Source organism: Lachnospira hominis (ex Hitch et al. 2025), assembly GCF_040096395.1.
Classification (GTDB): Bacteria; Bacillota; Clostridia; order Lachnospirales; family Lachnospiraceae; genus Lachnospira; species Lachnospira hominis.
On record NZ_JBBMES010000004.1, the window covers coordinates 15,529 to 28,298 of the forward strand.

12 protein-coding genes are annotated in these 12,770 nt (G+C 37.1%); all 12 read left to right on the forward strand.

Annotated elements, in window-relative coordinates:
- Position 1: 1 nt before the first annotated feature.
- The 12 genes from WMO38_RS05085 to WMO38_RS05140 all read left to right on the forward strand — a co-directional run bounded on the left by WMO38_RS05085 (position 2) and on the right by WMO38_RS05140 (position 12,768).
- Positions 2-1,702, forward strand: a complete 1,701-nt coding sequence (locus WMO38_RS05085; RefSeq protein ID WP_349161790.1) for a DAK2 domain-containing protein — start codon at positions 2-4, stop codon at positions 1,700-1,702.
- Between the two features lie 28 nt (positions 1,703-1,730).
- Positions 1,731-2,174 carry a GatB/YqeY domain-containing protein gene (locus WMO38_RS05090; RefSeq protein ID WP_021865493.1) on the forward strand — a complete coding sequence of 148 codons (444 nt, stop codon included), beginning with the start codon at positions 1,731-1,733 and terminating at the stop codon, positions 2,172-2,174.
- Between the two features lie 7 nt (positions 2,175-2,181).
- Complete coding sequence (gene recG, locus WMO38_RS05095; RefSeq protein ID WP_349161791.1) at positions 2,182-4,245, forward strand: ATP-dependent DNA helicase RecG; 2,064 nt, start codon at positions 2,182-2,184, stop codon at positions 4,243-4,245.
- 27 nt (positions 4,246-4,272) lie between these two features.
- Positions 4,273-4,503, forward strand: a complete 231-nt coding sequence (locus tag WMO38_RS05100; protein WP_021865491.1) for a hypothetical protein — start codon at positions 4,273-4,275, stop codon at positions 4,501-4,503.
- 87 nt (positions 4,504-4,590) lie between these two features.
- Positions 4,591-6,090 carry a stage IV sporulation protein A gene (gene spoIVA, locus WMO38_RS05105; RefSeq protein ID WP_349161792.1) on the forward strand — a complete coding sequence of 500 codons (1,500 nt, stop codon included), beginning with the start codon at positions 4,591-4,593 and terminating at the stop codon, positions 6,088-6,090.
- 73 nt (positions 6,091-6,163) lie between these two features.
- Positions 6,164-6,688, forward strand: coding sequence for an adenine phosphoribosyltransferase (locus tag WMO38_RS05110; RefSeq protein WP_021865489.1), 525 nt, complete (start codon positions 6,164-6,166; stop codon positions 6,686-6,688).
- Between the two features lie 80 nt (positions 6,689-6,768).
- Positions 6,769-7,482 (forward strand): purine-nucleoside phosphorylase, encoded by a 714-nt coding sequence (gene deoD, locus WMO38_RS05115; protein WP_349161793.1) that lies wholly within the window; start codon positions 6,769-6,771, stop codon positions 7,480-7,482.
- Positions 7,467-9,158: a MutS-related protein gene (locus tag WMO38_RS05120; RefSeq protein WP_349161794.1), complete on the forward strand. Its 1,692-nt coding sequence runs from the start codon at positions 7,467-7,469 to the stop codon at positions 9,156-9,158. The genes deoD and WMO38_RS05120 overlap by 16 nt, the downstream gene beginning before the upstream one ends.
- A 67-nt stretch (positions 9,159-9,225) precedes the next feature.
- Complete coding sequence (locus WMO38_RS05125) at positions 9,226-9,393, forward strand: hypothetical protein (RefSeq protein WP_021865486.1); 168 nt, start codon at positions 9,226-9,228, stop codon at positions 9,391-9,393.
- On the forward strand, positions 9,375-12,014 hold the full coding sequence (alaS, locus tag WMO38_RS05130) for an alanine--tRNA ligase (RefSeq protein ID WP_021865485.1): 2,640 nt from the start codon (positions 9,375-9,377) through the stop codon (positions 12,012-12,014). The genes WMO38_RS05125 and alaS overlap by 19 nt, the downstream gene beginning before the upstream one ends.
- A gap of 135 nt (positions 12,015-12,149) precedes the next feature.
- The gene (gene rpsU / locus WMO38_RS05135) at positions 12,150-12,326 is read left to right on the forward strand and encodes a 30S ribosomal protein S21 (RefSeq protein WP_005539624.1); all 177 of its coding nucleotides are present in this window, start codon (positions 12,150-12,152) and stop codon (positions 12,324-12,326) included.
- 166 nt (positions 12,327-12,492) lie between these two features.
- A complete protein-coding gene (locus WMO38_RS05140; RefSeq protein ID WP_021865483.1) occupies positions 12,493-12,768 on the forward strand; it encodes a YabP/YqfC family sporulation protein in 276 nt (91 codons plus the stop codon).
- The last annotated feature ends 2 nt before the right edge of the window (positions 12,769-12,770 follow it).

The following is a 12,770-nucleotide window of genomic DNA, read 5'->3' on the forward strand; positions in this document are numbered from 1 at the left end:
TGTGGCAACCAATACAATAGATGCAGCACTTGTCCAGAAGATGTTTCTTGCAGGTGCCAAGAATCTTGAATCAAAAAAAGAATGGATAAATGACCTTAACGTATTTCCTGTACCGGATGGTGATACAGGTACTAATATGACAATGACAATTATGTCGGCAGCCAAAGAAGTAAGTTCAATTGCCAATCCTACTATGGAGAATCTCGCAAAGGCAATTTCTACAGGTTCATTAAGAGGTGCTAGAGGAAATTCAGGTGTTATTCTCTCACAGCTTTTAAGAGGATTTACAAAGGAAATGTCATCACTTAAAGAGATTACTGTTGAGAATCTTGCAGCTGCAACACAGCGTGCAACAGAGACAGCTTACAAGGCTGTCATGAAGCCAAAGGAAGGTACAATTCTTACTGTTGCAAGAGGAATTTCTGAAAAGGCAGCTGAAGTTGCATCGCAGACAGAAAATCTGGAAGAAGCTCTTCTTACTATAATTGAACATGCTGAATATGTTCTTTCAACAACACCTGATCTGCTTCCTGTATTAAAAGAAGCCGGTGTTGTGGATTCAGGCGGACAGGGACTTGTTGTAGTCCTCAGAGGAATGTATGATGCACTCACAGGAAAGGTTACAGAATTTGATATTTCAGAACCAAAGGCAGATATATCAGAGAAGACACAGGCTAAAGGTGCAGCTATTGATAATGTTGATATCAAATTTGGATATTGTACAGAGTTCATTATTATGCTTGATAAAGAGTTTAATGAAAAGACAGAACAGGAATTTAAGGCATTTTTATCATCAATTGGTGATTCGATTGTATGCGTTGCATTAGATGATATTGTAAAAGTACATGTTCATACAAATCATCCTGGTCAGGCATTTGAAAAAGCACTTGAATATGGCCAGCTTACAAAAATGAAAGTTGACAATATGAGAGAAGAGCATAACCAGAAAGTTGTCGAACAGGCAGAGGTGCAGGCTGCTGTTGCTTCAGAGGCACAGAAAAAGAACGGCAAGCCGATTGCATCAAACCAGCCTAAGAAAGACTTTGGATTTGTTACAATTGCAGCAGGTGAAGGTCTTGCTGAGATTTTTAAAGGACTTGGCGTTGACAGCGTAATTGAAGGTGGTCAGACAATGAATCCGAGTACAGAAGACATCCTCAATGCGGCAGACAGTGTCAATGCTGATGTTGTATTTGTTCTTCCTAATAATAAGAATATTATTCTTGCCGCACAGCAGGCAGCTTCGATTGTTGAAGGCAAGAAGATTGTTGTTATACCTACAAAGACAATTCCACAGGGTATCACAGCTATGATTAATTTCGAGGCGACAAGAAGTGCAAAAGAAAATGAAGATGCAATGGTCGAATCACTTTCTACAGTTGCAACAGGACAGCTTACATATGCAGTCCGCGACACTTCAATTGACGGCAAAGAGATTAAAAATGGTGATATTATGGGTATTGGCGATTCGGGACTTCTTGCAGTCGGCAAAGATATAGATTCAACTCTTATTGAAATGCTTGATGAGATGATGAAAGAAAATGATGAAGCAGAACTTATCAGCGTATACTATGGTGAAGATGTGACAGAAGAGGATGCTGAAGCAGTTGTTGCCAAGATAGAAGAAAAATATCCTGATACAGATGTTGAATTACAGCCGGGTGGCCAGCCAATTTATTATTATCTTGTATCAGTAGAATGATTTATGTTAAACAGGAGGATGTTTGGTCATGAGTATGATAGATGTTGTAAGAGCAGATATGGTAGCTGCAATGAAGGCAAAGGAAAAAGAAAAGAAAGAAGTTCTTTCAATGCTTCTTGCTGATCTTAAAAATTATGAGATTAATAACAGAGTTGAGCTTACAGATGAAGCAGCTGCACAGGTTGTTTTAAAACAGATTAAACAGCTTAAAGAAACTTTGTCACTTACACCTGCGGACAGAACAGATATTATTAACGAATGTAATTTTTCAATAAGTGTATTGCAGAATTATGCACCTGAGATGATGGATAAAGATGCAATTGAAAAAGTAATCAAAGAAACACTTGCTGAACTTTCAATCGAAAAGCCAACACCTAAAGATAAAGGTGCCATTATGAAAACACTTATGCCTAAAGTTAAGGGTAAGGCAGATGGCAAACTTGTAAATGAAGTTTTAGCATCAATGATGTAATAAGCCTATGAAAATAACAGAGTTAAAAGGTATAGGCGAAAAATATGCACAGCTGCTTGGCAGGCTTTCTGTATATACAGTTGAAGATCTCGTGGGTTTGTACCCACGGGATTATGAACTGTATCAGGAGCCTGCTTTTATTAGCACACTGTCGCCAGATTATGAGAATAATAATGTTGTAATAGACGGTGTTGTATCAAAAAAAATTGATGTCTATCATACGGGAAAACTTGCAGTTATAAGTACATTTATCAATGATGAAAATGGTGACAGAATAAAATGTACATGGTTTAATATGCCATTTTTAAAATCGTCATTAAAGCTTGGAATGCGTTATATATTCAGAGGCAGGTTTGTTATAAAAAATGGAATAAAAATACTTGAGCAGCCGCAAATGTATACACGATCGCAATATTCTGAGATTGAAGGAACCATGCAGCCGATATATCCGCTTACAAAAGGATTGTCTAATAAAACGGTTGCCAACGCTGTACATCAGGCACTTGAAAAGTTTGATGCCGGATTGGAGAAAGAATACATTCCAGGTTATGTGAGACAAAAAAACGAACTTGCTGAGCATAACTATGCAGTTGTAAATATTCATTTTCCAAAATCGATGGAGGACTATATTCAGGCACGAAAAAGGCTGGCTTTCGAGGAATTCTTTTTATTTGTTCTTGCTGTAAGAAGTCTTAGAAATTCTAACGAAAGAATTCCTAATGGATACATTATACAAAATGATTCACGGACGGATGATTTTATAGAAAAGCTTCCATTTTCGCTTACAAATGGACAAAAGAGTGCGTGGACGGAAGTTAAAAAGAATATGTCAGGAAAAGGTCTTATGAGCAGGCTTATCCAGGGCGATGTTGGTTCTGGAAAAACAATTATAGCAGTGCTTGCACTTATGAATACAGCATATGCCGGTTATCAGGCAGCAATGATGGTACCGACGGAAGTTCTTGCAAAACAGCAGTACGATTCAATAACAAAAATGTTTAATAATATGGGCGTTGAACTTAATGTTTCATTACTTGTCGGTTCAATGACAGCTGCCGCAAAAAGAAAGGTATATGAAGATATAGAAAACGGACGCACCGATATAGTAATTGGAACACATGCTGTAATACAGGAAAAAGTGATATTTAAAAATCTTGCACTTGTAATTACAGACGAACAGCACAGATTTGGCGTAAATCAGAGGCGGGACTTGTCAGATAAAGGAAATAATCCGCATATTCTTGTAATGAGTGCGACACCTATTCCAAGGACGCTTGCAATAATTGTATATGGCGATTTGGACATATCTGTTATAGATGAACTTCCGGCAGAGAGGCTTCCGATTAAAAACTGTGTTGTCGATGAAAGTTACAGGCCAAATGCGTATAAATTTATTGAAAATCAGGTCCATGCCGGAAGACAGGCATATGTTATATGTCCGATGGTAGAGGACAGCGAGAATATTGAGGCTGAAAATGTTATTGATTATGCAAAAAAATTATCAGGTGAGCTTCCTGATGATATAAAAGTTGAATATCTTCACGGAAAAATGAAAGCTTCACAGAAAAATGAGATAATGGAGAAGTTTTCAAAAAATGAAATAAATGTGCTTGTTTCAACAACTGTAATTGAAGTTGGCGTAAACGTGCCAAATGCAACAGTTATGATGGTTGAAAATGCAGAAAGATTCGGACTTGCACAGCTGCATCAGTTAAGAGGCCGTGTCGGACGAGGCGGTTTTCAGTCGTATTGCATATTTGTGTCAGGTAATAAATCAAAGAAAACAAAAGACAGACTTGAGATTCTTAATAAGACAAATGATGGATTTAAAATTGCAGAAGAAGACTTGAAGCTGCGTGGTCCGGGAGATTTTTTCGGAGTAAGACAAAGCGGAGATTTTGATTTTGGAATAGCAGATATTTATACGGATGCAAAAGTTTTAAAAAGTGCGTCAGAAGCAGCAGGAGAAGTACTTGACAAAGACCCGGAACTTGAACTTGAAGAAAACAGATATCTGGCAGAAAAAGTGTCGGAATATACAGTTAAGTGCCTTGAAAAGCTCAACATCTGAATATTGATGAAAAGAGGAGATTGTTTTATGAGAGATATGGAATTTACAATGAGCCGTCCCGGTCTTGTTGAGCCGGGACAGGAAGTTGAAATTACAGAAGGAAAACTTCCAAGCAGTTATTATTATACAATAGAACCGGCTGTCGCAATGTCAGGCAATTACACGACACCGGAGCGTTTAAAGTCAAGAAAAGGCATTGTCAAAGAAGTTGGTGAGACGGCGAGAGGATATTATGTAATTGCATCTTTTGACGAATAAATATGATTGCTATCCGCATATACATTTACCAATATAATATAATTATATAATTATTAATATTTACAAGTGTATTTCGGAGGGTGATTTATGGATAGTGCTTTCAAATTTGATATCTACAAAGATATACAGATGAGAACCAGTGGTGAGATTTTTCTGGGAGTTGTAGGTCCTGTAAGAACAGGAAAATCAACATTTATAAAACGGTTTATGGATCTTTGGGTCATACCCGCAATTGAAAATGAAAATGTCAGGAAACGTACTATAGATGAACTTCCGCAAAGTGGTTCAGGCAGCACAATAACGACAACCGAACCGAAATTTATTCCGGGAGTTGCTCCTGTAATATGCCCTGTTGACGGTGTAAATGTAAAAGTGCGTCTTATTGACTGTGTTGGATTTATGGTGAAGGGTGCTCTTGGTGTGTATGAAAATGATAAGGAGCGTCTTGTAAAAACTCCGTGGTCTGACAGTCCAATTCCATTCAGTCGTGCGGCAGAAATAGGAACCGGTAAAGTTATTTCGGAACATTCAACGATTGGAATTGTTGTAACAACTGACGGTTCTTTTACGGAAATTCCGAGAGAATCATACGTCGAGCCTGAAGAGCGTACCATACGTGAATTAAAAACTATAGGTAAACCATTTGTTGTTATTTTAAACAGCAGCAAACCTTATGCCAAAGAAACAAAAGCACTTGCTGAAGAAATGTCACAAAAATATAACGTAGCGGTAACTCCTGTAAACTGCGACCAGCTTAAAAAAGAAGATGTAAAGCAGATTTTAGAGAGTGTTTTGATGGAATTTCCTATACGCTGCATAGGATTTTTCGGTCCACAGTGGCTTGAGATGTTATCGTGTGACCACTGGCTAAAAAAAGAAATAACTGATGCGGCTGCCAAAATCCTCGACAGTGCTACATATATGAAAGATACAAGAAATAATAATATTTTTGATATGATAATGAAGACAGATGGGGAGAGTCACATTCAGGATATGTCATTCAGAAATATTAATATGGCAGACGGAAATGTCTCAGTTGATATAAAAATGAAACCTGATGTTTACTATGATGTACTTAGTGAACTTACAAAAACGCAGATAAAAAATGAATATGAACTGATAAATACAATAAAAGAACTTGCATCAAAGAAACAGGAATTTGATTCTGTCAAAGAGGCACTTACGGACGTCGGAATCAGTGGATTCGGTGTTGTAACTCCTTCAGTTAAAGATATTGTGCTTGATGAACCGGCTGTTATAAAAAACGGAAATAAATATGGTGTACGCATAAAAGCCCAGGTTCCATCAATTAATATGTTAAAGACAAATATCAATGTTGAGATTGCACCGATAGTCGGCAATAAAAATCAGGCTGATGACCTGATTGAATATATAAAAGATAATACAAAGGATAATCCACAGGGAATCTGGGAAACTAATATTTTTGGAAAAACTGTTGAACAGATTGTAAGTGACGGAATAAAAGAAAAAACACATAATATTACGCCTGAAAGCATGGAGAAAATCAGCGGCACACTTGAAAAGGTGATGAATGAAAACACAGGACTTGTATGCCTTATTGTATAAATAAACTTGTACAATAATATGAAAATGTGTTATTATTAACAAAGAATAAAGATATCTATTTGGAGGATACGAGATGAAGAAATTGGAAGAATATGTAAGAAGTATTCCTGATTTTCCTGAAAAAGGAATTATATTCAGAGATGTTACAAGTGTACTTCAGGATGCGGACGGATTACATCTTGCAATTAATGAGATGGATAAGTGTCTTGAAGGAATTGACTATGATGTTGTTGTAGGTCCTGAATCGAGAGGATTTATTTTTGGTGTGCCGATTGCATACAATAATCATAAAGCATTTGTGCCTGTAAGGAAGAAAGGTAAACTTCCATGTGAGACAATTTCGTGTGATTATGATCTTGAATATGGAAAAGCAACTATCGAGATGCACAAGGATTCAATCAAACCTGGTCAGAAAGTCGTAATTATTGATGATTTAATTGCTACAGGTGGTACAACAGAAGCTATTATCAAGCTTGTTGAAGAACTTGGCGGCGTAGTTGTAAAAGTTGTATTTCTTATGGAACTCAAAGGACTTAAAGGAAGAGAAAAGCTCAATGGATATGATATTGATGCTGTAATCCAATACGAAGGTAACTAATTATATTATGGCTGCTGACAATCTGCATAATGCGGATTTTTGCAGCCTTTTTAAATTTTATTATAAAAGGAGCTTGACTTATGGCAACACCACATAATAATGCCCGGATGGGAGATATTGCAAAGACGGTTCTTATGCCCGGAGATCCGTTAAGAGTTGAATATATAGCAAAAAATTATATGGAAGATGCAGTATGTTTTAATAAAGTAAGAGGTATGCTTGGATATACAGGAACATATAAAGGCAGAAAAATATCTGTTATGGGAAGCGGCATGGGAATGCCGTCTATGGGTATATACAGTTATGAATTGTATAAAATGTATGATGTGGACAATATAATAAGAGTAGGTTCGGCTGGAGCTTTTAAAGATGATATTAATCTTAAAGATATAGTAATTGCACAGGCTGCATGTACAGATTCCAATTATATGTCACAGTTTAAGCTCCCGGGAACATTTGCACCGGTTGGTGATTATAATCTTATTTCGACTGCTGCCGGAAAGGCAGAAGATCTTGGACTTAATGTCCGCGTAGGCAATATCCTTTCTACTGATTCATTTTATACTTATGACCCATTAGACAATGATGCATGGAAACGTATGGGAGTTTTGTGCGTGGATATGGAAGCAGCTGCTCTTTATGCTAATGCAGCGGCACTTTCAAAAAAAGCATTGTGTATGCTTACAATAAGTGATCATTTGTATAAATCAGAAAAACTTGATGCCGGTGAGAGGCAGGAAGGATTTAATGATATGATTAAACTTGCACTGGAGGTAGCATGGACTCAAAAGTAATCTTGTTTATTGCAGCACTTATTGTGGCGGTGATTTATCTGTGGGTGGATAATAACAGGCGAAGGCGTGAACGTATTGAAAAAAAGCTTGAATCCAGCTGGGGAAAACCGTCAACAAGGAAAATAACAGATGATGAAATGAAAGTTATTTCTCATTATTATGAGGACAGCATAGAAAATTCCGGGGCCGATAGCGGATATATAGATGATATAACGTGGAATGACCTCGATATGGATAGAATTTACAAAAAAATGAATATAGCAAATTCTTCTGTTGGTCAGGAAAGTTTGTATAAAATGCTCCGTATTCCGTCGGATATAAAGAAGTTAAAAGAGACTGACAGACTTGCTTCGTTTTTTGCATCCGATAAAGAAAAAAGAAAATCTGTGCAGAGGATTTTCTGCTGGCTTGGATTTTCAAAGGGTGTATCGGTAAGTGATTATATAAGCCTGCTTTCGGATTTGAAGCCGTCGGGCAATCTTATTCATTATCTGTCAGTAATTTTAATAGCAGCTGCGATTATATGCTGCATTTTTGTGAATCCTGTTGCGGGAATCGGGCTTGTTATTGTGGCTGTAAGCTTTGCTGTAATAAGTTATTACAAATTAAAAGCCGGCGTTGAACCTTATTTTATATGTATAACACAGATTGTACGCATGGTCCAGGCTGCACATGATATTGAAAAATTAGATATAGAAGAACTTTCGGAATATAACAGATATTTTAAAGATGCTGAAAAAGATTTTTCTTCTGTTGTAAAAAATTCGGGAATTCTGACATCAGGCAATGTGACAGGTTCACTTTCAGAGATGGTACTTGATTATGTACGTATGCTCACACATATAGACCTCATTAAGTTTAATCATATGCTTAAAAAGCTTGATTCACATGAGGACAAGGTTTATGAGCTTATGGAAACACTTGGATATATTGAAGCATGTATATGCGTAGCCTCTTTCAGAAAACAGCTTGAATACTGGTCAAGACCTGCGTTATCTTCACATGGGACTAACATGTCGGTGACTGAGGTTTTTCATCCGCTTATTAAAGAACCAGTTGTAAATTCGATAACAACATCAAAACATGTTCTTGTAACAGGGTCAAATGCATCGGGTAAATCGACATTTTTAAAGACGATTGCAATAAATGCTCTTTTATCACAGACTATTTATACAAGTACATCAAAAGAATATAATGCTCCTTTTTACAGGATATATTCTTCAATGGCACTTCGTGACGACCTTAATGCACAAAACAGTTATTACCTTGTTGAAATAAAATCATTAAAACGTATACTTGATGCTGTTGATAAAGATGATAAAAGACCTGTACTCTGTTTTGTTGACGAGGTTCTTCGCGGAACAAACACAGTTGAACGAATTGCTGCATCATCTGAGATACTAAAAAGCCTCAGATATAAAAATGTGCTTGTTTTTGCGGCTACGCATGATATTGAACTTACGTATCTTCTTGAAAAATATTATGATAATTATCATTTTCAGGAAGAAGTTACAGATGATGATGTAAAGTTTAATTACAGATTGTTTACAGGACCTGCGGTTACAAGAAATGCCATAAAACTGCTTGGTGTGATTGGGTACAACAAAAATATAATTGATGCAGCAGAATCACAGGCTGGCTATTTTATCAGGAGTGGAAGCTGGAAGGTTGATTAATGATTTTTTTTGTGATAATATATAACAATGTGATTGCATAGTAAATGTATGCAGAATTGGAGGCAATATGGTTGGTTTGGTAAGTATTTTGGCCGGAGAGATTTTATATGAGAGCATAAAATTTGTAATTATGCTTGGTTTATTAGTTGCCGCAGTATTTATTGGCGGTGCACTTAGAAAGAAAAAAGATGCTAAAAAAGCCAGGAGGGAAGAAGAGTGCAATACAGAGGCGTAAACGAGTTAAGAAAGTTATTTTTGGATTTCTTTGAAAGCAAAGGACATCTCAAGATGAAGAGCTTTTCGCTCGTTCCACATAACGATAACAGTTTATTAATTATTAATTCAGGTATGGCACCGTTAAAGCCGTATTTTACAGGACAGGAGATTCCGCCAAGACGCAGGGTTACAACATGTCAGAAGTGTATCCGTACAGGTGATATTGAAAACGTAGGCAAGACAGCAAGACATGGTACATTTTTCGAGATGCTTGGTAACTTCTCATTCGGTGACTACTTCAAGAGAGAAGCAATTCACTGGTCATGGGAATTCCTTACAGAGGTTGTTGGACTTGATGCCAACAGACTTTACCCATCTATTTATGTAGATGATGATGAAGCATTTGATATATGGAATAAAGAGATTGGGATTGCACCTGAAAGAATTTTCAGATTTGGCAAAGAAGATAATTTCTGGGAACATGGTGCTGGTCCATGTGGTCCATGTTCAGAGATTTATTATGACAGAGGCGAAAAGTACGGATGCGGCAAGCCGGGCTGTACAGTAGGCTGTGACTGCGACAGATATATGGAAGTATGGAACAATGTATTTTCGCAGTTTAATAATGATGGCAAAGGTAATTATTCTGACCTTATCCAGAAGAATATCGATACAGGTATGGGACTTGAACGTCTTGCAGTTGTAGTTCAGGATGTTGATTCAATATTTGATGTTGATACATTACAGGCACTCCGTGACAAAGTCTGTGAGATGGCAGGCGTTAAGTACAAAGATGATGAGAAGCAGGATGTTTCTATCCGTGTTATCACTGACCATATCCGATCAGTTACATTTATGGTAAGTGATGGTATTATGCCATCTAACGAAGGAAGAGGTTATGTTTTAAGAAGACTTCTCCGTCGTGCAGCAAGACATGGACGTATCTTAGGTATTGAAGGTAAGTTTCTGTCTAAGCTTTGTGAGACAGTAATCGAAGGTTCAAAGGATGGTTATCCTGAACTTGAAGAAAAGCGAGTATTCATTACCAAAGTTATTTCTGAAGAAGAAGAAAAGTTTAACAAGACAATTGACCAGGGATTAAGTATTCTTAATGATATGGAAGCAGAAGTATTAAAGAATGGCAGCAGCGTACTTGCCGGTGAAGATGCTTTTAAGCTTTATGATACTTATGGATTCCCACTTGATCTCACAAAAGAGATTCTCGAAGAAAAGAATATCACAATTGATGAAGAAGGCTTTACAAAGGCTATGAACGAACAGCGTGAAAAAGCCCGTAAAGCAAGAAAGACAACTAATTATATGGGAGCGGATGCTACTGTATATGATGATATTGACCCTGCAATTACAAGTAAGTTTGTCGGTTATGACAAGCTTGAAAATCATTCACATGTAACAGTTCTTACAACTGAAGAAGAAGTTGTTGAGGCTCTTTCCGAGGGTGATAAAGGAACAATTATAGTTGATGAGACAGTATTCTATGGCACAATGGGTGGTCAGGAAGGCGACTGTGGTACAATTACAGGCAGTGAAGGCGAATTTAAGGTAGAAACAACTATTCACCTTAAAGGCGGTAAAATCGGACATGTCGGTGTTATGACAAAAGGCATGATTAAGTCCGGCGACGAAGTCACATTAAAAGTTGATGGTGCATGGAGAGCTGACACAAGCAAGAACCACAGTGCAACACATCTTCTTCAGAGAGCACTTCGTGAAGTTCTTGGCAATCATGTTGAGCAGAAGGGTTCATTTGTTAATCCAGAGAGATTAAGATTTGACTTTACTCATTTCCAGAGCATGACAGCAGAAGAAATTGCAAAAGTTGAAGATATTGTAAATGATAAGATTTCAGAAGCAATTCCTGTAATCACACAGGTTATGACTATTGAAGAAGCCAAGAATACAGGAGCTATGGCTCTCTTTGGTGAAAAATACGGTGATAAAGTACGAGTTGTATCAATGGGAGATTTTTCTAAAGAATTCTGTGGTGGTACACATGTTGCAAATACAGCCAATATCAGACTTTTCAAGATTATTTCTGAGTCTGGTGTAGCTGCCGGTGTAAGAAGAATTGAAGCTCTTACAGATAAAGGAGTTATGAAGTATTTTGCATCACTTGAAAAAGAATTAAATGAAGCCGCTGTTGCTGCAAAAACAGAGCGTCCACAGCTTATCAGAAGAATTAATGCAATGAACGAAGAAATCAAAGCTCTTTCAAGTGAAAATGACAAACTCAAGGCACAGATTGCTAATAATGCACTTGGTGATGTCTCTAATGATGTTAAAGAAGTAAAAGGCGTTAAATATATTGCAGCCAAAGTTGATAACGTAGATATGAACGAATTAAGAAACTTAGGTGATAAGCTTAAAGGTGAAATTGGTTCAGGTGTTGTACTTATTGTCAGTGCCCAGGGTGATAAGGTTAATATGATTGCAATGGCAACAGACGATGTTATTGCAAAAGGTGCTCATGCAGGAAATCTTATCAAAGCTGTTGCATCAATCGTTGGCGGTGGCGGCGGTGGTCGTCCTAATATGGCACAGGCCGGCGGTAAGAATCCGGCAGGAATTGATGAATTACTTGCAAAAGTACCAGAAGTTCTTGAAGGACAGATTAAATAAAAAATTGTGCAAAAAATTCAATTTTATCATTGACGCAATGAGATTATGTGGTATAATGTCTATTGTGCGATTAGTAAATACCCTAATATGTATTGCACAGCACAATTTGCAACAGAAGGGTGGTCAGGAAGAGATATGTCAAATGTCATCGTTAAAGAGAACGAGTCTTTAGATAGTGCATTACGCAGATTCAAGAGAAACTGTGCTAAGGCAGGCATTCAGCAGGAAATTCGTAAAAGAGAACATTACGAAAAGCCAAGCGTAAGACGTAAGAAAAAGTCTGAAGCAGCTAGAAAACGTAAGTTCAACTAATATTAAATGACTTTTATTGAAGGTGAGCCTTTCGGGGCTCATCTTTTTTTATACAGATATAATGGCAAAAAAGATGCAGAGTCTGTAAATGATGCCGCATCATGAATAAAAACCAGATGTCTGGCATATTAATTATAATAATACTGCCTGACGATGTGAGTAATTTATGAATAAAGCTGAAACTGCAAGGTCGCTTGGACTGCCAAAAGATGTTGTCTTTGGCATGCCTGTTATAAATATTACAGGAGATATGCAGGTTGTTGTACAGAACTTCAAATCAATAGTAAGCTATGAAACAACCGAAGTGAGACTGACTACAAAAAAAGGATGTGTTGGCATAAAAGGGAAGTGCCTTGAAATTGAATATCTGGATGATGACCAGATTCAGATAAAAGGGATAATATGTCTTGTGGAATATGAAAATCATAACAGACAGAAATAAAA